Origin of the sequence: Acinetobacter sp. NIPH1876, assembly GCF_022808535.1 — a bacterium.
GTDB lineage: Bacteria > Pseudomonadota > Gammaproteobacteria > Pseudomonadales > Moraxellaceae > Acinetobacter > Acinetobacter higginsii.
In genome coordinates this window covers 142,624-167,131 of the sequence record NZ_JALGBR010000006.1, presented here as the reverse complement: position 1 = coordinate 167,131, position 24,508 = coordinate 142,624, and the positions used below count along the sequence as shown (strand labels likewise).

26 protein-coding genes and 1 other RNA gene are annotated in these 24,508 nt (G+C 39.9%); 11 read left to right on the top strand and 16 right to left on the bottom strand.

The genetic code is table 11. The annotated features are described in order from the left end of the window. Window positions 1–56: 56 nt before the first annotated feature. From leuE to MN869_RS08075, 3 genes are all read right to left on the bottom strand, one after another. The gene (gene leuE, locus MN869_RS08085) at window positions 57–707 is read right to left on the bottom strand and encodes a leucine efflux protein LeuE (RefSeq protein ID WP_004807998.1); all 651 of its coding nucleotides are present in this window, start codon (window positions 705–707) and stop codon (window positions 57–59) included. A gap of 72 nt (window positions 708–779) precedes the next feature. Beyond that, the gene (gene tal, locus MN869_RS08080) at window positions 780–1,769 is read right to left on the bottom strand and encodes a transaldolase (RefSeq protein ID WP_033134098.1); all 990 of its coding nucleotides are present in this window, start codon (window positions 1,767–1,769) and stop codon (window positions 780–782) included. A gap of 110 nt (window positions 1,770–1,879) precedes the next feature. Then, complete coding sequence (locus tag MN869_RS08075) at window positions 1,880–2,773, bottom strand: LysR family transcriptional regulator (protein WP_033134097.1); 894 nt, start codon at window positions 2,771–2,773, stop codon at window positions 1,880–1,882. A gap of 87 nt (window positions 2,774–2,860) precedes the next feature. Here MN869_RS08075 and aceI point away from each other — a divergent pair, with 87 nt between their 5' ends. The 7 genes from aceI (at window position 2,861) to MN869_RS08040 (ending at window position 11,000) form a co-directional block, all read left to right on the top strand. After that, window positions 2,861–3,292: a chlorhexidine efflux PACE transporter AceI gene (gene aceI, locus MN869_RS08070; RefSeq protein ID WP_005316384.1), complete on the top strand. Its 432-nt coding sequence runs from the start codon at window positions 2,861–2,863 to the stop codon at window positions 3,290–3,292. A gap of 191 nt (window positions 3,293–3,483) precedes the next feature. Further along, window positions 3,484–3,879 carry a tautomerase family protein gene (locus MN869_RS08065; RefSeq protein WP_004652967.1) on the top strand — a complete coding sequence of 132 codons (396 nt, stop codon included), beginning with the start codon at window positions 3,484–3,486 and terminating at the stop codon, window positions 3,877–3,879. 95 nt (window positions 3,880–3,974) lie between these two features. Continuing rightward, a complete protein-coding gene (locus MN869_RS08060) occupies window positions 3,975–4,349 on the top strand; it encodes a hypothetical protein (RefSeq protein ID WP_023270024.1) in 375 nt (124 codons plus the stop codon). Window positions 4,350–4,455: 106 nt separating this feature from the next. After that, the gene (gene mfd / locus MN869_RS08055) at window positions 4,456–7,914 is read left to right on the top strand and encodes a transcription-repair coupling factor (RefSeq protein WP_033134096.1); all 3,459 of its coding nucleotides are present in this window, start codon (window positions 4,456–4,458) and stop codon (window positions 7,912–7,914) included. Window positions 7,915–8,112: 198 nt separating this feature from the next. Beyond that, complete coding sequence (locus MN869_RS08050; protein WP_004807988.1) at window positions 8,113–8,547, top strand: HIT family protein; 435 nt, start codon at window positions 8,113–8,115, stop codon at window positions 8,545–8,547. Window positions 8,548–8,598: 51 nt separating this feature from the next. Beyond that, a complete protein-coding gene (locus MN869_RS08045) occupies window positions 8,599–10,035 on the top strand; it encodes an adenylate/guanylate cyclase domain-containing protein (RefSeq protein ID WP_004807987.1) in 1,437 nt (478 codons plus the stop codon). A gap of 125 nt (window positions 10,036–10,160) precedes the next feature. After that, window positions 10,161–11,000 (top strand): hypothetical protein, encoded by an 840-nt coding sequence (locus MN869_RS08040; RefSeq protein ID WP_033134095.1) that lies wholly within the window; start codon window positions 10,161–10,163, stop codon window positions 10,998–11,000. A 62-nt stretch (window positions 11,001–11,062) separates the two neighbouring features. Here the strand turns inward: MN869_RS08040 and fdx are convergent, their stop codons facing one another. From fdx to MN869_RS08000, 8 genes are all read right to left on the bottom strand, one after another. Next, complete coding sequence (fdx, locus tag MN869_RS08035; RefSeq protein ID WP_004652975.1) at window positions 11,063–11,401, bottom strand: ISC system 2Fe-2S type ferredoxin; 339 nt, start codon at window positions 11,399–11,401, stop codon at window positions 11,063–11,065. Window positions 11,402–11,418: 17 nt separating this feature from the next. Next, the gene (gene hscA, locus MN869_RS08030; protein ID WP_033134094.1) at window positions 11,419–13,278 is read right to left on the bottom strand and encodes a Fe-S protein assembly chaperone HscA; all 1,860 of its coding nucleotides are present in this window, start codon (window positions 13,276–13,278) and stop codon (window positions 11,419–11,421) included. A 38-nt stretch (window positions 13,279–13,316) separates the two neighbouring features. Then, window positions 13,317–13,835, bottom strand: coding sequence for a Fe-S protein assembly co-chaperone HscB (hscB, locus tag MN869_RS08025; RefSeq protein ID WP_005189614.1), 519 nt, complete (start codon window positions 13,833–13,835; stop codon window positions 13,317–13,319). An 84-nt stretch (window positions 13,836–13,919) separates the two neighbouring features. Continuing rightward, a complete protein-coding gene (gene iscA, locus MN869_RS08020) occupies window positions 13,920–14,240 on the bottom strand; it encodes an iron-sulfur cluster assembly protein IscA (RefSeq protein WP_004807977.1) in 321 nt (106 codons plus the stop codon). 29 nt (window positions 14,241–14,269) lie between these two features. After that, the gene (iscU, locus tag MN869_RS08015) at window positions 14,270–14,656 is read right to left on the bottom strand and encodes a Fe-S cluster assembly scaffold IscU (protein ID WP_004652980.1); all 387 of its coding nucleotides are present in this window, start codon (window positions 14,654–14,656) and stop codon (window positions 14,270–14,272) included. Between the two features lie 79 nt (window positions 14,657–14,735). After that, on the bottom strand, window positions 14,736–15,953 hold the full coding sequence (locus MN869_RS08010; RefSeq protein WP_004807975.1) for an IscS subfamily cysteine desulfurase: 1,218 nt from the start codon (window positions 15,951–15,953) through the stop codon (window positions 14,736–14,738). Between the two features lies 1 nt (window position 15,954). Next, a complete protein-coding gene (locus tag MN869_RS08005) occupies window positions 15,955–16,428 on the bottom strand; it encodes an Rrf2 family transcriptional regulator (protein WP_004807972.1) in 474 nt (157 codons plus the stop codon). A gap of 107 nt (window positions 16,429–16,535) precedes the next feature. Next, window positions 16,536–17,183 carry a hypothetical protein gene (locus MN869_RS08000; protein WP_004807970.1) on the bottom strand — a complete coding sequence of 216 codons (648 nt, stop codon included), beginning with the start codon at window positions 17,181–17,183 and terminating at the stop codon, window positions 16,536–16,538. 208 nt (window positions 17,184–17,391) lie between these two features. Here MN869_RS08000 and MN869_RS07995 point away from each other — a divergent pair, with 208 nt between their 5' ends. The 3 genes from MN869_RS07995 to MN869_RS07985 all read left to right on the top strand — a co-directional run bounded on the left by MN869_RS07995 (window position 17,392) and on the right by MN869_RS07985 (window position 20,299). Beyond that, window positions 17,392–17,847: a phasin family protein gene (locus MN869_RS07995; RefSeq protein WP_004807968.1), complete on the top strand. Its 456-nt coding sequence runs from the start codon at window positions 17,392–17,394 to the stop codon at window positions 17,845–17,847. Between the two features lie 168 nt (window positions 17,848–18,015). Further along, the gene (locus MN869_RS07990) at window positions 18,016–18,288 is read left to right on the top strand and encodes an HU family DNA-binding protein (RefSeq protein WP_004639426.1); all 273 of its coding nucleotides are present in this window, start codon (window positions 18,016–18,018) and stop codon (window positions 18,286–18,288) included. 139 nt (window positions 18,289–18,427) lie between these two features. Then, the gene (locus MN869_RS07985; protein ID WP_033134093.1) at window positions 18,428–20,299 is read left to right on the top strand and encodes a SurA N-terminal domain-containing protein; all 1,872 of its coding nucleotides are present in this window, start codon (window positions 18,428–18,430) and stop codon (window positions 20,297–20,299) included. 62 nt (window positions 20,300–20,361) lie between these two features. Here MN869_RS07985 and MN869_RS07980 read toward each other — a convergent pair whose 3' ends face one another. Further along, window positions 20,362–21,219: a YbgF trimerization domain-containing protein gene (locus MN869_RS07980; RefSeq protein WP_004807964.1), complete on the bottom strand. Its 858-nt coding sequence runs from the start codon at window positions 21,217–21,219 to the stop codon at window positions 20,362–20,364. 324 nt (window positions 21,220–21,543) lie between these two features. Between MN869_RS07980 and ffs the strand changes: the two genes are divergently transcribed. Continuing rightward, window positions 21,544–21,640, top strand: an RNA gene (ffs, locus tag MN869_RS07975) — signal recognition particle sRNA small type. Window positions 21,641–21,650: 10 nt separating this feature from the next. On the opposite strand, the gene MN869_RS07970 is transcribed toward ffs, so the two are convergent. From MN869_RS07970 to MN869_RS07955, 4 genes are all read right to left on the bottom strand, one after another. Further along, window positions 21,651–22,133: a regulatory protein RecX gene (locus MN869_RS07970; protein ID WP_005202859.1), complete on the bottom strand. Its 483-nt coding sequence runs from the start codon at window positions 22,131–22,133 to the stop codon at window positions 21,651–21,653. Between the two features lie 39 nt (window positions 22,134–22,172). Beyond that, a complete protein-coding gene (recA, locus tag MN869_RS07965) occupies window positions 22,173–23,219 on the bottom strand; it encodes a recombinase RecA (protein ID WP_004807961.1) in 1,047 nt (348 codons plus the stop codon). Window positions 23,220–23,388: 169 nt separating this feature from the next. Continuing rightward, complete coding sequence (locus MN869_RS07960; RefSeq protein ID WP_004807958.1) at window positions 23,389–23,817, bottom strand: S4 domain-containing protein; 429 nt, start codon at window positions 23,815–23,817, stop codon at window positions 23,389–23,391. Next, on the bottom strand, window positions 23,801–24,505 hold the full coding sequence (locus tag MN869_RS07955; RefSeq protein ID WP_033134092.1) for an HAD-IA family hydrolase: 705 nt from the start codon (window positions 24,503–24,505) through the stop codon (window positions 23,801–23,803). The genes MN869_RS07960 and MN869_RS07955 overlap by 17 nt, the downstream gene beginning before the upstream one ends. Window positions 24,506–24,508: the final 3 nt, after the last annotated feature.

Below are 24,508 nucleotides of genomic sequence, written 5' to 3'. Positions count from 1 at the left end.
CTTAAATCGTAGTTCTAAAATGATTGAATAAATTGATCATTCAATCAAATTTATGCTTAGGTGAGCGTCGAAGTTGCCAATCTTAAACCGAAACCAAAGAATAAGATGCCGACCAAACAAATACCCGCGGCTGCCAATTTATAATTATGTTTGAAAAAACTGGCCAGTTTAATTCCAGAGAAAATCAAGGCGGTTAAATAGCTAAAACTTACAATTTGGACAATCAATGCCAAAACTAAAAAGCTTAATGCAGGATAGGCATAGTCAGGTTCTACAAACTGTACAAAGAAAGACAGGAAAAATAGAATTGCTTTGGGATTCAGTAAGCTGATACTGAGTGCTGTTCGATAAGGATGAACTTGATCAAGTTTAGGTAAATCAGCAAGCTCGGCATGATGAGGCGGTTTATTCCAAGTTTGATAAGCACCTTGTAATAATTTAAAACCTAAGTATGCGAGATAACAAGCCCCTGTTAATTTAAGAATAATAAACAGGATCGGGAAGGCTTTGAGTAAGGATGCTGCACCTAATACTGTACACAGGATTAGAATGGAATCTCCTGTAAATACACCACAAGCTGCCGCGTAACCAGTACGAATGCCATAACGAGAAGCTACGGACATGACATAAAGAGAGTTAGGGCCAGGTAATAACACAATTAAGATTGTACCAATAATATAAGTGGTTAAATCTGTTATACCGAACACAATGAACTCATTAAAAAACCGATTTTCGCTAATATAACAAAAATCGGTTTTTATTGGTGAAAAATCGACTAATTAGGGTTTGATTTCAGCATCAATACCAAAAGACTGACGTAACAATAAACTCAGTTGATCACGGGCCTTGATAAAGCCATCAATACCCCCTTGTAGTAATTGGAAAGCCATCAAATCTTGCTCAAGTTCAGCTTTAAAACTCTCTTTGCTTTGTGCTGCACGTTCAATTTTTTCTGCTTGTTGCGCAAATTCAGCACTCAGTTGAGGTTCAACAAGCTGTTGGTCTTGTTCTAACTGAGCCAAAAGATTTGGGGCAATCGTAAGTAAGTCACAACCTGCTAAACCAAGCACTTGTGCAGTACTGCGGAAACTTGCACCCATTACTTGTGTCGGAATGGCATGCTGTTTGTAGTAATTATAAATTTTCTTCACAGACTGCACGCCAGGATCTTTGGCAATCGGATATTGCTCAACACCTTCAGCTTTTTTATACCAATCTAAAATACGACCTACAAAAGGTGAGATCAGCGTGACTTTCGCATCAGCACAAGCCTGAGCTTGATGTAAACCAAACAACAAAGTGAGATTACATGGAATACTTTCAGCTTCAAGTACTTTTGCAGCTTGAATACCTTCCCATGTTGACGCGATCTTAATTAGGATACGGGATTGTTCAATGCCGTATCCTCGATAGAGCTGAGATAACTCACGTGCTTTGGCAATTGTCGCTTCAGTGTTGTAAGAAAGAGAAGCATCAACTTCGGTAGAAACACGACCATCGATCAATTTTAAAATTTCGACACCAAACTTCACAGTCAAAATATCAATGGTACGTTCAATCAGTTCATCACGTTGATAGCCTTCCTGCTTAGCTTGAGTATAAGCATCTTCTATCAGCTCGCGGCTTTCTGGTTGTTCAGCCGCAGCGGTAATGAGTGATGGGTTGGTCGTTGCATCGAGTGGGCGAAATTTTTCAATCGCTTCTAGATCACTACTATCAGCAACAACGGTGGTTAAATTTTTTAATTGGTGTAATGCGGTCTGAGTCATTGATATCGCGTTCTTACTTAAACAATATTATTGGTAACTTCTGTTATAACACAATCTACATGAAAGCAAAGCCCTGCATTTGTTTGCAGAATTGTTTATCTGGCGACCGCTTATCCCTCATTGTGTTTACGTTGCTGTCGGATATGATCGATTAAGTATTTGGCAGCGACCCCTAATTCACTTTCACGGCTCCAGACCAGATCAACATAGTATTCAAATTTAGGGGTGAAATCATACATATCCAAAATCTTCAGTTTCTTTTTGAGTTCTGGATTTTCATTGAACATTTGCAAGGGCAACACACCCCAACCTAAATTACGAATAATCATCATACACGCTGAATGATGATTGTCGGTACGCCAATAGTCCTTTGAATAAAGCAATTCGGGCTTGATGCTATGATCTCGGCTTGCAACTACAATTTGACGTATTTGTACTGCTTGCTCAAAAGAAACTTTGTCGAGGAGCGCCAATGGATGATTTTTTGCAATCACAGGCACAAGCGCTTCCCGTTTAAGTTCTACAAATTGTTCACGACTATCCAGTTGTTCTCGCTCAAACATCAATGCAAGTTGTGCAGATTGATCAAGTAACATCTGTAAAGCATCTTCTTGTGGTGCTGAAAAGATATTAATCGCCAGACTAGGGAATTGCTGTTCTAGCAGGGTGATATAGTCGGTCCAGTTGGTATAAAGCAGTTCTGAAACTACTACAATATTTAAGGTTGACTCCAAGCCTGTACTCAGTGCATGCGCATGCTGCTTCCATTGATTCATTTCAATCAATAATTGTTGTGTTTTCTCATAGAGCACAGTGGCTTCTGCTGTCGGAATAGGTTCACGTCCAACCCGTTCAAATAAATTGAGATTGAGATCAATTTCTAAATTGGCAATCGACATACTTACAGCAGAAGGGACTTTGCCTAATTTACGTGCCGCAGCCGAAAATGAACCTGTTTCAATGACGGTTTGAAACATGATGAGTTGTTCTTGATTAATATTCATCTGTCAAAAAAACTGAAAGAACCTAATTGGATTGATCAGTATTATAAAAATAAAATGGCACTTATCCAAACAAGAGAGTGTTATGAAATGTTGATTTCCAAAAGAAGACTCATTCATGCAATTAGCTATGAAGTGATTTTATTGGTCATCATCGCGATTGCTTTAAGTTTTATTTTTAGTATGCCACTAGAAGTAACTGGTATTTTAGGTACGATCATGGCGGTCATTTCCGTATTCTGGAATATGATTTTTAACCATTACTTTGAGAAAGTAGAACATAAATATCAATGGGAAAGAACCATTCCAGTGCGTATTATGCATGCGATTGGGTTTGAAGGCGGCTTGATGCTTGCAACTATTCCAATTATTGCGTACTTGATGAAGATGAGCTTTATTGAAGCCTTGATTCTCGATTTTGGTTTGACTATGTGTATCTTGGTGTATACATTCATCTTCCAGTGGTGTTATGACGTGGTAGAAGATCGTTTCTTCCCAAATGCAAAACTTGCATCATCATAATTGTTTGATGAAAAGCATTCTTCGGGATTGGCTGAAGAGTGCTTTTTATTGTCTGCAGTTCAGCATGATTTGATTACAGTATTGATAAAGTCAGATTGCTCAAGTTTATTTAATATCGTCAGAGCAAGTTTTAAATAATATAAGAAACAATACCAAAATTTAATGACGCTAGTTCGTAGGAGAATAAAAACATGCCAAGTGTGCTTATTGAAGTTAGGCAACAATATCCAGTCGCAGTTGAACTGGAGATCATGGAGGCAGTGCATACGGCACTGAGAGATGCTTTTAAAATCATGGCCAGTGATCGGAATGTACGTTTAATTGTGCATGAAGCACATCGCTTTCAATGCCCGCCTGAAAAGGCAAAACCCGAATGTTATACCTTGATTAGTATTGATGCATTTCTTGGGCGCTCTTTAGATGCCAAGCGTCAGCTGTATAAATTGATTGTGCATAATCTTGAGCCGATAGGCATTCCTAAAGATCATGTAAAAATTATGCTTCGTGAACTGCCTTCAGAAAATTTTGGTGTTCGTGGTGGTCAGGCAGCTTGTGATGTTAATTTAGGTTTTAAAATTGATGTTTAGAATAAGGTTTTAACGAGGAAAGCTCTATCAGGGCTTTCTTTTATTTAAATAGGAAAATAGCCTAAGTAATTTTAAAAGATGAGATAAATAAAAAGATGTTTAAATTAATTTTACTCATTCTATTCATTGTTTGCCAAGTCAGCTATGCGGGCTATGATTTACATATCACAAAAAAAGAATTTTATTTTAATGAGGGGGAATGTATTACTCCTGCAGAATGGCACGCTTATATGATGCTAGATCCATCAGTAAAAAGTGATCTCCAGAATTCAGCACAAGACTTTCTAATTCTTATTGATAAGCAAGAAATTCCACTAATATATAGTCATGATTCTTGTAGTTTATCGATTAAAAATCCAAGTCCTGAAGCGATTAGGAAAATGATTGAGATTGCAAACAAACTTCATGCAACAGTACAAGGTGACGATGCTGAAATTTATATCACGCCTGAGGAAATAATTAGACGGTAATTTATAAGAAGCGGAAGCTCAAATCAGTCGTAGAAAAACTCACACTCCTCAAAAAACATCATGCTAAAATAGGGAACTTATCTTTTTAGATTGCATGATTTTCTCTATGTTTCAACAAGAAATCTCTCAATTAAACTTACAACAATTCAAAGCGGGTGAAAAACGCTGGGTCGGTTCCTTACTTGGATCATCAGCTGCATTATTATTTAAAGAAATTGCCACTCAAAATTCGAATCTTTATGTGATTATTGCAAGGAATAATCAACATCTTGCCCAGCTTGAAAGTGAGCTTGAGTTTTATGGCATAACGCCTGTTATTTTCCCTGATTGGGAAATTTTGCCTTATGACCGCTTGTCTCCGCACCAAGATATTGTTTCTGAACGTTTAGCAATTTTATCGAATATGCCACAAAAGGGTATTTTACTGGTTTCTGCCAGCACCTTGGCGCAACGTGTTGCCCCTTATTCGTGGGTCGTGGGTGAGCACTTTGATATCAAAGTCGGGCAGAAGTTAGACCTCGAAGCACAAAAGAAACAATTGGTTCAAGCAGGCTATCGTTTAGTTGACACGGTTTATGATCATGGTGAATTTGCAGTTCGCGGTAGCATCATGGATATTTTTGCATCTGGACAAGATGAACCGATTCGAATTGATTTATTTGATGATGAAATTGAAAGTCTAAAGTTCTTTGATCCAGAAACTCAAAGAACGACGGAATCCTTAAAGAACTTTACGGTGTTGCCTGCAAAAGAGTTTCCACTCAAAGAAGGGCGCTCTACCTTTAGAGATCGCTATGCAGAAAGCTTCCCAACTGCAAATCCAAAGAAAAATCCGATTTATCAGGATGTATTAGAGGGAATTGCAACGCCCGGTTTAGAGTTTTATTTGCCATTATTTTTTGATAAGAAGCTGATGGAAGCGCAGAGTATGTTGACGACATACTTACCAGATAATTGCGTTGTCATTACAAATAGTGAAATTGAAGATGATTTAATGAACTTCTGGAAAGAAGTGATGCGTCGTTATGAAGATCGACGTCATAACATTGATCAACCAATCCTACCGCCAGAAGAATTATTTTTAATGCCTAACCATGTTTTACAGGCATTAAATCAATTCCCTCGAATTTTGGCTTCAGCAGAAGCTTTCGAGACCAAGGCGGGTGTACTCAATGTCGCGGCTGAACAACCACCTAAACTAGCAGTTGATCCGAAAAAAGAACAACCGTTTGAGGCAGTAAAACATTATATCGACCAAGCCAAGCATCCTGTTTTATTGGTCGCTGAGAGTGCTGGTCGCCGTGAGACCTTAAAAGATGCGTTGCGTGGTGTATTGGGTGAAATTCAAAACGTAGACAGTTTTGCTCAGTTCCAAAAAGATAAGTTGCAGGTTGCGATTACCAGTGCGCCACTAGATCGAGGGCTGTTGCTGAGTAATCAGCTGTCGGTGATTTCGGAAAATCAACTTTATGAACACCGTGTGGTGCAGCGCCGTCGTAAGCGTCAGCAAGAAGTATCTGAAGAGTTCTTGATTCGTAGTTTAACCGAGCTGAGTATTGGTGCACCTGTGGTGCATATCGATCATGGTGTAGGGCGTTATGCAGGTTTAATTACGCTAGAAATCGATGAGCAGGATCATGAATTCTTGCAGCTTGATTATGCAGATGGTGCGAAAGTCTATGTGCCGGTAACCAATTTACATCTGATTAGCCGCTATAGTGGGGGTGATCCTGATTTAGCCCCACTGCATAAATTGGGTACGGATACTTGGAGCAAAGCGAAGCGCAAAGCTTTGGAACAAATCCATGATGTTGCCGCAGAGCTATTACATATTCAGGCCCGTCGTCAATCCAAACCTGGTTTTGCTTTTGAGCTGGATCATACGGGATATATGCAATTCTCCAGTGGCTTTGCCTATGAAGAAACTTTAGACCAAGCTAACGCAATTGAAGCAACCATCCATGATATGCAGCTGGCCAAACCGATGGATCGTTTGGTTTGTGGTGATGTGGGCTTTGGTAAAACCGAAGTGGCAATGCGTGCAGCATTTGTTGCGGTACAAAATAATAAGCAAGTTGCAGTTCTGGTACCGACGACTTTGTTAGCACAGCAACACTATGAATCCTTTAAAGATCGTTTTGCCGATACAGCGGTACGTATTGAAGTATTGTCGCGTTTTGGCAGCAATAAAACCCACCTAAAAATCATTGAAGATCTTGCCGAAGGTAAAGTCGACATCGTGGTCGGCACGCATAAAATTCTGCAAGAAAATATCCAGTTCAAGAATCTTGGACTTATGATTGTCGATGAGGAACACCGTTTTGGTGTCCGTGATAAAGAACGGATTAAAGCCTTACGTGCTGATGTGGATATGTTGACTCTAACGGCGACGCCAATTCCACGTACTTTAAATATGGCATTCTCTGGTATGCGTGATCTGTCGATCATTGCAACACCACCAGCACGTCGTTTAGCCGTTAAAACCTTTGTACAAGAACATACTGATGATTCAGTCAAAGAAGCGATTCTGCGTGAGTTGTTACGTGGTGGTCAGGTTTACCTATTGCATAATGAGGTGGATACCATTGAACGTGCCGCTGAAACAATTCGTAATTTAGTCCCTGAAGCACGGGTGGCTGTGGCACATGGGCAAATGCGTGAACGTGAACTTGAGCAGGTGATGCAGCAGTTCTATCACAAAGAATATAACGTGTTGGTGTGCTCAACCATCATCGAAACAGGTATTGATGTCCCAAATGCCAATACCATCATCATTGAGCGTGCCGATAAATTAGGACTTGCGCAATTACATCAATTGCGTGGTCGTGTCGGACGTTCGCATCACCAAGCCTATGCCTATTTATTGGTTCCATCGATCAAGCACCTGAAAGGTGATGCTGAAAAACGTTTAGATGCCATTCAACGTGCTTCAACTTTGGGTGCTGGTTTTATGCTGGCAACTGAAGACTTGGAGATTCGAGGCGCGGGTGAATTACTTGGTGAGCAGCAAAGCGGCTCAATGCAGGCGATTGGTTATAGCCTGTATATGGAAATGCTCGAAAAAGCGACCAAAGCCATTCAAAAAGGTAAAACACCTAATTTTGATGCGCCGTTGTCATTAACAGCCGAAATTAACTTGCATATGCCAGCCTTGATCCCAGATGACTATCTAGGTGATGTCCATCAACGTTTGTTGTTCTATAAGCGTATCAGTAATACCGATAGCCAAGAGAAACTCGACAATATTCGTATGGAGTTGATTGATCGTTTTGGTATTCCACCACAACCTGTGAAGCAATTGTTTAGTGTGCATCAGCTGCGCTTGCGTGCAGAGCAGTTAGGTATTACCAAAATTGACATCAATACTAATGGGGGATACATCGAGTTTGCACCTGATACCCCTGTACAGGCGATCAGTATCATTCAACTAATGCAGAAAAATCCGACCTATTACCGAATGGAAGGTGGTCAACGCTTGAAAGTTATGGTGCAATTAGCAGAGTACGATAAACGGATTCAGTTTATTGTGGACTTGTTGAATAAGTTATTGAGTGAGTTAAATTGAGGCTTTTAAGCACTTGATTTGATGGTTAATTGAGCAAGTTCTGTTTTTTAGCAAATGCATTCCTGTTTTTGATCAGATGTTCATGCAATAAATGAGGAAAATCATTGTTATTTGTAATCAAACGGGTTACTAATAATATTCACATCAAAACTGATGTGATAGTATTGATCATCATTATTCTGCATCATTTATAAAGATATGTTTAGTTTGCATCCACAACTTGCTCAAGATACATTTTTTGTAGGCGACTTCCCGCTTTCAACATGTCGTTTAATGAATGATATGCAATTTCCTTGGTTGATCCTGATTCCGCGTGTTCCAGGTGTCACAGAATTATATGAATTAAGCCAAGCAGACCAAGAACAGTTTTTACGTGAATCGAGCTGGTTATCAAGCCAATTGTCACGTGTATTCCGTGCAGACAAGATGAATGTAGCAGCTTTAGGAAACGTTGTTCCTCAGCTTCATTTTCATCATGTAGTACGTTATCAAAATGATGTTGCATGGCCTAAGCCAGTGTGGGGAACACCAGCGGTGCCTTATAGCAATGAAGTACTTGCGCACATGCGTCAAACGTTAATGCTGGCATTGCGTGGACAGGGTGATATGCCATTTGATTGGCGTATGGACTGATCCAGAAAATAGAATAAATACAGTATTCTATAATAAAAAAAGGAGGATAGAGTGCCACTAGATAGGTTGATTGATAAAGAACCTAGACAGTTTGCTTATTTTCATCGTTTGATGGGATATTCGATTCTGTCACTAATTCTGGTAATTTATACATTTACCTCAACTAGTGCTAGCTATCAACTCTACCTTCTTCCTTTATTACTCATTTATTTTCTGTTTTGTCCCCGTTTAGAAAAATGGCTGCAATATAAATTTGATAAAAAAATAGAAAAAAATGTTCTTTTCGGCAATGAGGCTGTGATCATTGCGCTGGTTCTTGCCGCATTGCATCTCAGTTTAGTTCCCACCTTTACGATCCTATTTGGATTGCTGTATGTCGGATTGAACAATAAAATTTCTCTGCCAGTCTCTTGTTTAATCGGTTTGATTGGCGTCATTGTTTTCTATTTCAGTACTTTTGTGATTTTTGGCGCGGAAGAATATTTCGAACCAACCAATCCTGAATTAACAGTCGTTAGTTTGCTTGGTTTGATGATGTTTATCGTGATTGGTAACTATTATCAGCACCGTCGCTTGAATATTCTGGGGCAACAACGCCAGCATTATCATAATCAAATGACGCGCTATATTGCATTTGCCAATCAGCTTAGCCGTTATGCGCCATTGCAGTTATGGCAGTCAATCATGCGTGGTGAGGCAGAGGCAAAAATTGAATATAAGCGTAAAAAACTAACCATTTTCTTCTCGGATATTCAAGGTTTTACTGAACTTTCTGAAACCTTAATCCCAGACGATTTAGCTTTCCTACTGAATGATTATTTGAGTCATATGACTGAAATTGCAAAACAGTATGAGGCGACAGTCGACAAGTTTATGGGTGATGCGATTCTTATTTTCTTTGGTGATCCAAATTCGCAAGGCGTTGAGCAAGATGCAAAATCTTGCGTAGAAATGGCGATTGCGATGCGACAACAAATGAAATTATTACGTGAACGCTGGAAGAAAATGGGTTATCCCGCTTTGCATATCCGTATGGGCATTAGTACAGGTTATTGTCACGTCGGGAACTATGGTGCTTCTCATCGTATGGCCTATACCATTGTTGGTCGTGACGTAAACTTGGCAGCACGTTTGCAGTCTGCGGCTGAAGTTGATGAAATTCTGATTGCAGATGATACCCATCAACTGATTAAAAATGAGTTTTTGTGTGTGCCTAAGGTGCCAATTTATCTAAAAGGCATTCAAGGTCCTGTTAAAACATGGCAGGTGATGGAGAAATTCACAGGCAAAAAATCAGATACGCAAAAATGGTTCGATTTCGATTATAAAGGCTTCCATTTGGTTCTGAATCTGGAAGAAGTACAGAACTATGAATATCCAGAGCTGGTCGAGATCTTGGAAAATATGGTTCAGCGGATCAAGACCCAGCAAAAAATTACCAATGCACAGGGCATCCCAAAACTGACTTTGGATGATGAAGTCAGATAATCTTCAGTATAATTTTTTTAATTCAAGCTGTTATTTCTAGTGAAACAATCGTTGTATGGTTTTGGGAAACAATTGCACCGAAGTTTTGTTGATATCTTAATTCTAATAAAGAGAATAAATAAAAAATGCAGCAAGTGATAGAAAACCTAAATACGGCGATGCTGGATAATTTGGATATTAAGGATTTAATCTTAAAATTACCAAAACCATTAAGACCATATTTACAGGTAGCACCTTCTATGTGGATGTATGATGATCCGCTTTATGCTCAAATCAAAGCAATGCCTATGTTATATACGACGGGTAAAATTGTCTGGGCATCATTGGTACAAGCGAATAGGAATTTATTTGAACCTGAGTGGATATCGTGTGCTGGAGAGGTTGTATTTGATCCATCGGGGAAAATGCAGCCTGTTCAACTTGTGGAAGCGGCAGAGCAATTGTTTTCCCTAAAGGGAACTACTCCAAATGTCTTGGATCAACAGAATTATGCAGCGCATTTGACCAATGAATTTACACGAGTATTTAATTATCCTTTTCCACAAAGTTTAGCGACTTTACCCTTAAAGATGTCTTCCATGTGGTTTGAGTATCGACATTTACCAGGTGGGCTTCTTGCAATGAAGGTTTTTCCAATCATTGTGTCAGAGCAAAACCCTAATTATATTATGCCTTTACCATCTTATTTTTGGCCAAATAACTTCTTTAAAGATAAGTGGCTGGAACTGGCTGCGCGAGAAAATGGTGGTGGTTTATATGATGTGGAGAAGGAGGTACTTAATAAGATTACGAATAAAGTATATTTAGAAGAAATTCTACTTCAACCTAAATTACCTCAAATTTTTGAAGAACAAATACCGCGAGAATCTGCTGTTACAAGTTCATCAAAAACTAAACTTAGTTGGTTTTTCTTGCCCTTTTTAGCCGTGATTTTGCTGTGTTTATTTATTTTTCTTAATAAATAAAAAACTCCTCGTGAACGAAGAGTTTTTATTTGAACTTTGGAAATTAATCGATTTAGATATCTTTAATGATTTTCCGAAGCATGGTTGATGGTGTATTTAGGAATCTCGATTTCTAAATCTTCATCAACGATCTCTACTTGGCAAGACAGGCGAGAATCTGGTTCTAGGCCCCATGCACGGTCAAGTAAGTCGGCTTCTACATCATTCATCTCTTCAAGGCTGTCAAAACCTTTACGTACAACCACGTGACACGTGGTGCAGGCTGCAGACATGTCACAAGCATGTTCAATTTTAATGCCATTTTTTAATAAGCTTTGGCATAAATTGGCGTTATGTTCGACTTCAAATTCTGCACCTTCAGGGCAAATTTGTGCATGAGGAAGAACTTTAATACGTGGCATATTGATCACCTATACCTTTAGTTTGAGTTTGACCAATCTTCAAGTTTCGTACCTTTTAAGGCATGGTCAATATGTCGGTTCATACGAAGCGCGGCAAAGGCATCGCTATGAATTTTAAGTTGTTGAACGGCATGTTCAATCGCTGCCAGCTCATCTGTTTTAAGACGGGCTCTTAACGCTTCAGCAGCAAGAATTAAGTCACGAGCCTGTTGCTGAGAGAGCAAATCAGTATCTGCTTTTAACGCTTGCTCTAAAGCCTCCAACTCACGTTGTGCTTCAACTTTGGTTTCTTGCAAGTGACGAAGATGTTTATCTTCCTCTGCATATTGGAAACCTTCAACCAGTAAGCGCTCAGTGTCTGCCGAAGATAGACCATAAGATGGTTTGATATCGATTTGTGCTTGAACACCAGACGTTGTTTCTTTCGCAGATACTGTGAGTAAGCCATCGGCATCGACTTGGAACGTTACTTCAATACGCGCTTGACCAGCAGTCATTGGTGGGATGCCATGTAATACAAAGCGTCCCAATGAACGGCAATGCTCAACCAGATCACGTTCACCTTGCACCACATGAATCAACATCGCGGTTTGGCCATCTTGATAAGTGGTAAATTCTTGACGGCGTGCAACAGGAATCGCAGTGTTTCGTGAAATCAAACGTTCAACCAGTCCACCCATGGTTTCTAGGCCAAGAGAGAGTGGGGTCACATCAAGTAATAATGAGCCATCTTGGCTATTACCAATGAGCTGATTGGCAGTAATTGATGCGCCAATCGCAACCACTTCATCTGGGTTGATAGTGCAAAGAGGTTCACGCTTGAATAATTCACGTACCGCTTTTTGTACTGCATAAGAGCGGGTAGAGCCGCCCACAAGAACCACATGTTCAATGTCATCGAGTTCAAGTTTGGCATCGCGTAATACCCGTTTGCAGACACTCATGGTTTTATCGAGTGCAACTTGAATAATAGATTCGAAAGTTGAACGATCTAAAGTCAGACGATCATCCAATAGTTTTAATTCAGCAGAATCATGGTCTGTTAAATGTTCTTTGGCTTGACGTGCGGCCATGATGAAAACAGCGTATTCTTCATCACTTAAAGTATCGATATTGAGCTGTTTTTTCGCCCATTTTACGATTAAGCGATCAAGATCATCACCACCAAGGGCCGTGTGTCCACCTGTTGCAAGAACTTCAAATACGCCTTGCGAAAAACGTAAAATCGATACGTCAAAAGTACCACCACCTAGATCGTAAATGACGTAGTTACGGTCAGTACTGAGATTGGTGTCTTGATCTAATCCATACGCAACAGCGGCTGCTGTAGGTTCATTTAATAAACGTAAAACATTTAAGCCTGCGAGTTGAGCAGCATCACGTGTGGCTTGACGTTGTGCTTCATCAAAATAAGCAGGAACGGTAATCACCGCACCATTTACCGGATTACTCAGGCTTGCTTCAGCACGATCTTTTAACTGTTTTAAAATTTCAGCAGAAATTTCGACTGGTGTTTTACGACCAGCAGCGGTTTCAAATGCCGGCATTTCATTTTCTGCACCTACGAGTGTGTAGGGATGCTGGAATTTGATATCTGCTTGCGAGCGACCCATAAAGCGTTTTACTGAAACAACTGTATTTTTAGGATCAGTCAGCATAAAAGGTTTAGCTTCATAGCCAAACGTGGTTGCATCCTTTGCATAGTGAACAATAGACGGCAGTAATACTCGGTCTTTGTCATCTTGTAGAACTTTCGGTTTTCCCGATAGCACTGTCGCCACTAAAGAGTGGGTTGTCCCTAAGTCAATGCCGATCGCAATACGATGTTGATGCGGGGCAGTAGCTTGACCTGGTTCAGCAATTTGCAAAAGCGCCATGCGTGCGGTATCCCTTGAAAATAATCGGTAACAGCGGATTAAAAATCATCATCGAGGTCGAAGCTCTCTTCTTCGTCCAACATGCGATCTTCAGCTTTATCAATATCATTCATAACACGTTGGAAAAAACGTAATTTACGAACAGTATCACGTGCTTCTGCCCAGTCTTCGTCAGCAAAATCAATTTTAAATTCGCGAACTAAACCATCGATCCACTGTTGAATTTCAACTTTTAGTGTATTTAATTGCTCTGTAGATGTTGCTTCATCTAATTGTTCACGCATTTCGAGTGCAGATTGCAAAAATTCAAAATCACTAATGGATTGATCCAGATGATGATCTTGTTTTTTTAAGGCAAGCAGATACGCAGCACGACTATCAACTTGTGAAAGTACTTTAAATGCCTGATTGATTTCGCTCGACTTGATCAATGCCAGATCTTTGTCAGTGGCTTTATCTGGGTGATATTGCTGTTGCAAACTTAAAAACTGTTTTTTTAAAGCTGCTAAATCTATATCGAGTGCTTCGGGTAATTGGAACAACTCAAAATGATTCATGGGAGATGAATTCCGCTATTGATAAATACGTTAAAACAGTGCGGAACACACTGTTTTGACGAAAAGAAAGAGGGGTGTTGCCAGTTAAACAGTAAATGATTCACCGCAACCACATTCACCTTTTTGATTTGGGTTGTTAAATTCAAAGCCTTCATTTAGACCATTTTTGACATAGTCCATCTCTAAACCATTGAGATAAACCAAGCTTTTCGGGTCAACAAATACTTTAACACCAAGTTGTTCAAATACTTGGTCATGCGTGTCGACATCATCGACAAACTCAAGTACATAAGCCAACCCAGAACAACCCGAAGTTTTCACGCCAATACGAATGCCTTCGCCCTTACCACGATTTTGCAGGTAATTGCTGATGTGACTCGCAGCATTTTCAGTTAAATGGATCATGAAAACTCCAATGTTATTTCGTTCATCAATTAAGCTTTCGCTTTCTTGCCACGATAGTCTTCAATCGCAGCTTTAATTGCATCTTCAGCCAATACAGAGCAGTGTACTTTTACTGGTGGAAGTGCAAGCTCAGTCGCAATATCAATATTCTTGATTGATTGAGCTTCATCAAGCGTTTTACCTTTTAACCACTCGGTTACAAGAGAACTTGATGCAATTGCAGAACCACAGCCGTAAGTTTTGAAGCGAGCTTCTTCAATTACGCCATTGTCATCGACTTGAATTTGTAAACGCATTACGTCGCCACACGCTGGTGCACCGACCATACCTGTACCTACGTTTTCTGCATTTTTGTCTAAAACGCCAACATTACGAGGGTTTTCGTAATGATCAATTACTTTTTCGCTATAAGCCATGTTGCTTCTCCAAACCTCGGGGTCAGCCTAATATTAATATGAGGGTAAAAACACGTTTTTCAATTGAGGGTTCAATGAATTAGTGTTCAGCCCATTCAACTGTTGAAAGGTCGATACCTTCTTTGTACATATCCCAAAGCGGAGAAAGTTCACGCAACTTCTCAACTGCAGCTTTGGTAATTGTTAACACGTGATCAATATCTGCTTCAGTTGTGTATTTACCAAAACTGAAACGGATTGAACTGTGTGCTAACTCATCAGATAAACCTAAAGCACGTAAAACGTATGAAGGCTCTAAAGTTGCAGATGTACATGCTGAACCGCTTGAAACAGCAACATCTTTCAGTGCCATCATCAGTGATTCACCTTCAACAAAGTTGAAGCTGACATTTAGATAGTTTGCAACGTTTTGTGTTGGGTGGCCATTCAAGAACACTTGTTCAAGGTCTTGTAAACCATTCCAAAGCTTGTCGCGTAATTTACGGATACGCTCTTGCTCTGCTTGCATCGTTTTGCCAGCAATTTCAAAAGCCTCACCCATACCAACAATTTGGTGTGTCGCTAAAGTACCAGAACGCATACCACGCTCATGACCACCACCGTGCATTTGTGCTTTTAAGCGAACACGTGGGCTACGGCGAACAAAAAGTGCACCAATACCTTTAGGGCCATAAATTTTGTGACCAGAGAAACTCATCAAGTCGACTTTCATGGTTGAAAGATCAATTTCAACTTTACCAGCTGCTTGAGCGGCATCGACATGGAAGAATGTTTTATTGGCACGAGTTAATTCACCAATTGCAGCAACGTCTGTTACGGTACCGATTTCATTGTTCACCATCATGAGTGATACAAGAATGGTATCAGGGCGTAAAGCTGCTTTAACCATTTCAGGTGTAATTAAACCTGTACGTGGTTCTGGTTCTAAATATGTAATTTCGAAACCTTGTTCTTCAAGCTCACGGCAAGGATCTAACACAGCTTTGTGTTCGATTTTACTTGTAATGATGTGTTTGCCTTTTGAGCCGTAGAATTGAGCAATCCCTTTTAATGCAAGGTTGTCAGATTCAGTCGCACCTGAAGTCCAAACGATTTCACGAGGGTCTGCTTTGATTAAATTTGCAACTTGCTCACGCGCATACTCAGCTTTTTCTTCGGCTTGCCAACCATAAGCATGTGAACGTGACGCAGGGTTACCAAAAGTCCCTTCGAACGTTAAACACTCCACCATACGTTCTGCAACTTCAGGCAGTACAGGAGTGGTTGCTGCGTAATCAAGATAAATTGGACGTTTCATGTCAAATACCTGTAACCGATAGAAGGGCTGAATCTAAACTTGGTGAATTTTGGCGTAGAGCAACAGTTTGAACGTTGTCACGCGCAATTAAATCAGCAAGCGTGATTTTTGCGAGATAATCGGCAATATGGTGGGAGAGTTCTTGCCATAAGTCGTGCGTTAAACACATTGCACCATTCTGGCAGTTGCCTTTGTGGTCACAACGGGTTGCATCAACAGTTTCATTTACAGCTTCGATAATTTCTAGCACGGTGATTTCACTTGCAGTGCGCGCAAGGTGATAGCCACCATTTGCACCACGAACGCTTGAAACTAACCCATGACGTTTAAGTTTTGCGAATAACTGTTCTAAATAAGCGACTGAAATGGATTGGCGTGCTGCTATTTCCGCAAGCGTGATCGTTTGTTCAGTTGGCTGCAAAGCTAAATCAAGTAGAGCAGTCACTGCGTAACGACCGCGAGTTGTAAGACGCATGATTCGGTACACATGGTTAGACTAGATAGGTAAATTTTATGAATTCCGACTAAAATAGTCAAGTTTTAAATTGTCATTATCAGTGTGAAAAGTAAAATATATTGGAATTATTGTATCCACGTATTATAAACAAAAAAGGCAATGAAAATAAAGCTCAATACCGCAAAGCTGATATTAATCAAGCGCTGACGTTTTTGCAGGCGGTGAATACGGTTTTGATATTGTTTTACTTCAACCAACAAAGTGTTGATTTCAGAGCGCTGCTGATCAATTTTATCTAAGAGTGGGGCAATGCGTTGCTGAGATGCAACGGCTTCAGCTTCATCATTGAATAGATTTAACCATTGTTTCCAGTTTGCCAGAATGCTCGAGAGCGTAAGGTGTGGAAGTAAATCTAAAAATTCTTCAGCGAGAACGGCATCACCAAGGATACGCATATTGGTAATGCTACGCTGATTGTTAAACACAAAAATCTTAATCAGATCGATGAGTGTGCTATTAATCTCTAAATCGATGTTACGATCCAGTGCTTTCATATCGAACAACAGACCTTTTTCGGTAAATTGGATATAAAAGTCAAAGAACGGAATGTAGCTATTGATGCGAATCGTCATCTTTTTATCGATGAGCTTTTTTGCTTGCAAGCGCAATCCCGCATCATGCGTAAGGACGAAGGAGAAAAAAGTTTCTAAAACAATGATGACAATGTTTAGCAACAAATGGGGGTGTTTATGTCTTTGTTGCGTATCACTCATAGATCTCTTTTTCCTTGCCAATAACGTTAAAACAATAAAATCAGTAAACTTTGAGTATCCTTACTCAATTGTTAAAAATAATTTACATGACTTTATTGCTTTGTAGAACAGTTTTTTAAAACGATCAAGTCTTAACTTTGATATTATAAAAACATTTTTATGGTTAAATACGACATACTGTTTGTAAAGAGCTTAGGAGTAATGGTCAATGGATAACTCAAACATAGAAAATCCTAACGAAGAAGCTGAAGTAAAAACTAAGCCAAAATCAAAGAGTTCTAAAAAATCTGCACTGGATTTCAAAAAATATACACAACAAATTTGGCTTGCTGGTTTGGGTGCTTTTTCACGTGCTGAAGAAGAAGGAAATAAATTGTTTGACTCACTGGTCAAGGTCGGTGAAGAGCTTGAGTCGAAAACAGTCGATTTCGCAGACAATACGGTTGGCAAGGTCACAGAGAAAGCCAAAGAGTCTGTAACAGATACCAAAGACAAAGTTGAAAAGATTTTAGATACGGGCGTAAATCACTCTTTGAATCGTATTGGCTTGGTGACGCCGAAGGATCTTCAGCATATCGAACAGCTTCTTGTGCAGTTGCATATCAAAGTGGATGCATTGATTGAAGAAAATAACCAATTGAAGGCTAAATTGAATAAAAAGTAAAAAAAATGCAGGTAACTGGTCCGTTTATGTCGTTTTTCAGTATTTATTTTAATTAAAAGGTCTTTCTAGTATTGCGTTCTCCCCCAAAGCATTGCTATAAAGGCGTCATGGCCTTTTAAACTATAGCCTTGGATCTTAACAAACGATATTAAGAGGATATTTTTTATCATGAATAAATCAGAATTAATTGATGCGATTGCTGAAAAAGGGGGAGTGTCTAAATCGGATGCTGGTAAGGCACTCGATGCGACAATTGCATCAATCACTGAAGCACTTAAAAAAGGTGACACGGTTACTTTAGTTGGTTTCGGTACTTTCAGCGTGAAAGAACGTGCTGCTCGTACTGGTCGTAACCCTAAGACTGGTGAAGAACTTCAAATCAAAGCAAGTAAAGTACCTAGCTTCAAAGCTGGTAAGGGTTTAAAAGATTCGGTTGCGTAATCTTTTTAAATCAATAAACGCACCATTCAGGGTGCGTTTTTTATTTATTGAATGAAAAAGTTAATTTGATCTTTATTCTGCATTCATTCGTCTTTGTTTTTCAGTTAAAATTGCCCCGAAATAAAATATTGGAATTCTTATGGAATCGTTTCGTACTCTCATTAAGGGTTGGTTGGGTAAAGTCCTGCTCGTTTTGTTTTTGACCCCTTTAGCACTTGTAGGGATTGAAGGATATTTTAGTGGTAGCAATAAAGCAGACGTTGCGAAATCGGTAAACGGTCAAGATATTTCTAATAAAGAATTAGAAAGTGCAACCAAGAACTATAAAGACCAGTATTTGTCATTGGTCAAAGGTGATGAGTCTCTTTTAAATTTACCTGTCATTCAAGAAAAAGCATTGGATGCACTTGTTGCACGCAGTTTGTTGCAACAGCAAGCTGAAAAGTTAGGTATGACTTTAAGTGATGTACAGCTTGAGCAAATGTTAGCTCAGCAGCCAAGCTTCCAAGAAAATGGACAGTTTTCACAAAAATTATATGAAAACTATTTACGTTCTGTGGGAATGACGAATCAGGCGTTGATTGCTAGCTTGCGTCAAGACCATGCTCTTAAAATGATTTCAACATCATTGATGGATTATGCATTGGTGAGCAAGTCTGATGTACAGCAGTTAGCTAATTTGCAAACGGAACAACGTACTTTGCATTTGGCAAGTATTAAGTTAGATGATTATAAAAAAGGTGTGACAGTATCGAATCAAGAAATTGCTGACTATTACAACAAGCATAAAAACGAGTTTAAGCAAGTTGCCAGTGTTGATGTTGATTATGTTGTGCTTACACCAGCATTATTGCCGAAAGCAAACCTTGCGGTAACTGAAGCTGATTTACAGCAAGCTTATACTGCATTTGTGGACAAGCAACAAAAAGATGTAAAGCGTGAAGTTAAGCATATCTTAATTACCACAGATGCGCGTGATGACGCGGCTGCTCAGAAACTTGCCAATGAAGTTTACGCTAAAATTCAAGCAGGTGAGTCATTTGCTCAAGCAGCGGCTCAGTACTCTGAAGACCCAAGCTCTAAAGCGAATGGCGGTTTAGTTGAAGCTTATGCACCTGGGGTATTCTCAGCTGACTTTGATAATGCGGTTACTGCATTGAAAAATGGCCAGATTTCTAAACCTGTTAAAACACAATATGGTTATCACATCATTGAAGCCAATGCACCAGTTGCCAATATTCCTTCCTTTGAGGCTGAAAAAGCACGTTTAACGGCTGAGGTTGAAAAATCGAAAGCTGCGAATTTATTCAGTGATACAGTGAATAATTTAAACGAAATGGTTGTTGGTGGTGATTCACTTGATGTTGTTGCGCAAGAAGTAAAAGGTGCACGTATTGAATCTGCTAATGCTGTGACCTTAACAACCGATAATCCATATTTAAGTGATTTGAGTGTTAAAGCAAAATTGTTCAATGATGATGTGAAAAACGGTGATCGTAATGCATCTTCAAATATTCAAATGGCGAATGGTGATACGATTTGGATCAAAGTACGTAATTACCATGCAGCAGGTGTAAAACCTTTAAACGAGGCAACTGCTGATGTCAAAGCGAAAGTCATTGAAGCAAAAGCATACAAAGCTGCTCAAGCGAAAATTGCAGCAATCCTTGCTGACTTTAAAACTCAGCCAGCGGCTCAGGTGGTTGCTAAATCTCAAGTCACTTTTGAAAATGCAGGCACATTCGCTCGTTCACAAGGTTTAAAACGTCCTATTGAACGTGCAGCATTCAGCATTCCTGCACCAAGCAAAGATGGTTTATGGTCTGCAACGACTGCCAAGTTGCCAAATGAATTAGTGATCGTTGCTGTTTCAAATGTGAATAGTAGCGTAGCAAGCACTTTACCAGCAGAACAGTTACAAGAGTTGAATAAGCTTTATCAACAGTTCCGTGGTCAGCAGGTCTTGGAAGACTATACTGAATACTTGAAATCACAAGCAAAGATCAAATAAGTTTGTTCTAAGCATAAAAAAGCCAGTTTAAACAAACTGGCTTTTTTATTGGAGGCGATAAACTATTTTTTCTGAATAAATTTAGCTTCTTCAGATTGTGGGTATTGGCTGAGCAGCTTGCTTTTATATTGATTTGCTAAAGCAGTGTTTTTGTCTACTTCTTTGGCAATACTATATAACTGATAAACCGCACGAGACGCTTTAGCAGAATTTGGATAGCGTGTTGCTACAATATTATAGTTCTGTTTGGCAGCCTTATAGTCTACAGGCTCAACGGCTAAGTAAAATTCAGCTAACCAAAAATATGCATTACCAACATAAATACCATTCGGATGGTTTTTAATGAAGTTTTGCATTGGTTGAATGGCTTTTTTTGCACCACCTTGTTTATAGGCATCAAGTGCAACAGTATAGGCTGCTTTTTCTAACTCGATTTGATTGGTGGTATTGCTGGTTGTTGCTGTATTGGGCTGTGGTGGTTGCTCGGCGGCTGGTGCTTGTGGTTTCACAGGTGGTGTCTGTTGCTGTGCTGCGGGTGCTGTCGGTGCAATAACAGGTGCAGCCGTATCTGTGGCCGCGCCTGCCGTAGCTCCATCTTGAGCTTCAGGGTTATCTTCTGGTGGATCAATTTTTTGCGAAAGCAGTTCTAAGCGTTGATCAAGATCAGTATAGCGATTGGTGAGCTCTTTCTTTAATTGCTCTATCGCATTGTCATGTTCTTCAAGTTGACCACGTAACTTACGAATTTCTTCTTCAAGTTTTTGGTTCTTTTGCATGATTTCCCAGTTCAAGCTTGGAGAACCTGCAACAACATTATTGGCCTGTTGTTGGCTTAAAGAGCGCGATTCAATAGGAACATTGGCATATAAATGTGCACTGCTGAGCAGGGCAATAAAAAGTACGGAATGCTTTTTTAGCATAAAAATTCATCCATAAGTTGAAATATAAAGCTGTGGTCGAACAAGTCTTCACCTTTTACTTGCAACACACCAGATATAGATTTTTGATTAAGCCATTAAAACAGCAACTCATTTAAATGCAATAAGCATTTACAATCTTCAAGCACTTTTGAAGGAAATTGGTTGGTTGTTGTTTAATGTTTAAACACAATTAAAATAAATAGATAACAAATATATAGAGATTGATGAGGAATTAGGCAGTTGAGTTGAAAACTCGCTGAAAAACAGAGACAAGGCTTGCAACTCGGATAAAAATCTCTATACTTTGTCAGGCAATGGTAGCCCTGCTGGTAGCTTCGCAATTGTACTCTACGAACCCCGCCAGGACCGGAAGGTAGCAACGGTAGTAGAACTATGATGTGCCGAAGTCATGCTGGTAGGGCTGCCACCATTTATTCCTCTTCGCTCGTTCGAGCAATCGCTTTCATAATTACCCCCATATCAAAACCACGATATTGCAAAAATCGAACTTGTTTCGCTTTGATTTTAGGGTCAGTTGCGACTTCTTCTCCAAATTTTTTGACCTTAAGCTGATAGGCTTGATCAACCCAGTCTACTTCTTGAAGTTCCTCAGTAATCAGCTCTGCATCCAGTTGTTTTGCTTTTAATGCCTGTTTGATTCGTTGTAAGCCTTTACCTTTTCTAATTTGGCTGGCGAGCGTCAGCTCAGCGACACGTTGATCACTTTGATAGTTCTGTTGTGCTAATTCTTCGACAAGGTTGGCCACTTCATCTGGATTGATTGCATAGAGATTTAGTTTGCTGATTAATTCAGCTTTTGAATAATCACGACGCGTGAGCAGGGCAAAAGCATAGGAGCGTAATCGTTGCCCAGTGAGCGTTTTAGGTTTCTCGGTTTGATCTGAATTAAACATGCCTTCCTCATTAAAAAACGCCCCGAAGGGCGTTTCAGTTTAGATTTCTAGTAAATCTGGTTCTTCTTCGATCTCATTTTGAGCTGCTTCGTTTTTATTCTTGGTGAGAAGCTGTTCACGAATGATTTTTTCAATTTCTTGAGCCATCAATGGATTCTCTTCAAAATGACGAATCACATTATTTTTACCCTGCCCAATTTTGTTACCTTGGTATGAATACCAAGCACCTGCTTTTTGAACGATATCTTGTTGAACGGCTAAGTCAACGAGTTCGCCCAACTGGTTGGTACCTCGACCATACATGATCTGGAAGACCGCTTCTTTGAACGGAGGTGCCATCTTGTTTTTAACAACTTTAACGCGTGTTTCGTTACCTGTAATTTCATCGCCTTCTTTTACTGCACCGATACGACGAATATCTAAACGAACTGAAGCGTAGAATTTAAGCGCATTACCACCAGTCGTTGTTTCTGGGCTACCAAACATGACACCAATCTTCATACGGATTTGGTTAATGAAGATCACCATACAGTTCGAACGTTTTGCATTACCTGTGATTTTACGCAGTGCCTGACTCATCAAACGCGCTTGTAAGCCCATGTGTGAATCACCCATTTCGCCTTCAATTTCAGCTTTAGGCGTTAATGCAGCAACGGAGTCGACAACGATGAGATCAATTGCACCTGAACGAACCAACATGTCAGCAATTTCTAATGCCTGTTCACCGTGGTCGGGCTGTGAAACCAATAGGTTATCAATATCTACACCGAGTTTACGTGCATATTCAGGGTCTAAGGCATGTTCTGCATCGATAAATGCACATGTACCGCCATTCTTTTGACATTGTGCAATTGCTTGCAATGTCATGGTGGTTTTACCTGAAGATTCAGGACCGTAAATTTCAACAATACGACCCTTAGGTAATCCGCCAATCCCTAATGCGATATCGAGTGTTAAAGAACCCGTAGAAACAGCTTCAACTGCTAATACAGTGTTATCACCTAAGCGCATCACGGTATTTTTACCAAATTGCTTTTCAATCTGACCTAAGGCAGCTTGTAGCGCTTTACTTTTATTATCATCCATCTCAAAACCTCAAAACTTTATTTCTTAACGACTAACCCAAGTGGATGTATTGAATCTCAACTTGTTGGGACTTGAGTATAGTGGCAGATTCTAGTTGTTTATTCTACATCTGATCTGTGTCTATGCGACACGAGATGACGCATCCAAAAATAGAAAATATTCATCCCATCTATTCATCATGATAAGACCAGGATTCTACATTTTCTTGTTTAAAACGATTGATATCACGACGATCTTTTTTACTTGGTCGATGATCAGGTCGGGCTAGATTATGCAATTTTCGTTGTGAGGCATGCAACTCTCTGCGGGTAATACTTTCTGCTGTTTCTTCATAAAGCAGTTGCGCCATTGGTGCACCACCGCGGATGGCGGAAAGTGCTTTCACAACCACAGTTTTTTTATCGAGACCCTGTTGAATGGTGAGTTCCATTCCAACACGCACATCTCTAGAAACTTTAACGCGATCATTGTTGTGATGGACTTTGCCACCTTCAATCGCAGCTTTGGCAATTGAGCGTGTTTTAAAAAAACGAGCCGCCCAAAGCCATTTATCAATGCGCATGGCATCCATGCTTTCTGCTTCATGCTGTTTTGGCATCTGTTACCTGTTGGTTGGTTTCAAGATAATCAAAAAGTTCGGTTAAATGATCAAGTGCAGGGTATGGCAGCTCAGTTGCGGCTTTCGCAGCTTTGCTACTAGACGGCTGTAGAATACTGAATAACTGGCAGATACCAAAGTCTTCTGCACCTTTGAGCACGGCAACTGTATCGTCAATAAATACTGCTTGTGCGGGATCAAATGGGTGCAATTGTTGTAGCTTTTGCCAAAAAGCAACTTCTTCTTTGGCATGCCCGAGTTCTTCGCTACTGATCATAAGTTCAAAGTAGGGGCTTAGTTCTACATTTTCAAGTTTGAGTTGTAAGCCTGCACGATCTGCATTGGTCAGTAACCAACAGCGATAACCTTGGGCATTGAGTTGCTGCAGGAGTTGATGGCAGCCGACGCGAGCACGAATTTTTTCGCGATGCTCGTATTGCAGTTGTAATACATCAACTCCAACTTTAGCCGTCCAGTACGCCGAAGAATACCAAGATAGTGTATGCTTGTGTTGTTGGTAGAATTGAAACAGTGTTTGTTGGCTTTGCTCCAGCGTACATTGATGTACTTGAGCGTGTCGTTCAGGCAAACAATGATTCCAAATAAAATCATCAAAGGCTAAATCGAGTAAGGTGCCATCCATGTCAAACATGGCGATTGGTTGCTGCTGTAAATCTGAATATGACATAAG